Source organism: Monashia sp. HAY1-5C (genome assembly GCF_056755255.1).
This window is the reverse complement of sequence record NZ_JBPGXG010000622.1, coordinates 1-247: the sequence shown is the minus strand read 5'-3', so window position 1 is coordinate 247 and position 247 is coordinate 1. Positions and strand designations below refer to the sequence as shown.

At 66.0% G+C, this 247-nt stretch carries 1 protein-coding gene; it reads right to left on the bottom strand.

Going from position 1 to position 247, the window contains the following annotated elements; genetic code table 11:
• A partial coding sequence (locus ACR9ZK_RS22955; protein WP_481344223.1) for a CorA family divalent cation transporter occupies window positions 1–247 on the bottom strand: 247 nt, incomplete at both ends.

Sequence of the window (247 nt, the reverse complement as noted above, 5' to 3'; positions counted from 1 at the left end):
ACGCTCACGCCGACCATGAGCGCGAGGGCGAACGGATAGCCCCACGGCTGATCGATCTCCGGCATGAAACGGAAGTTCATCCCGTACACCCCGGCGATGAGCGTGGGCGCGAACCCGATGGCGGCCCACGAGGAGATCTTCTTGACCTGGTCGTTCTGCTCGAGGCCCGCGCGGGTCATCTCCCGCATCTGTTCGTTGCGGCGCTGCTCGACGAGGGTCGCGTGGATCGTGAGCGCACTGTCGAGGG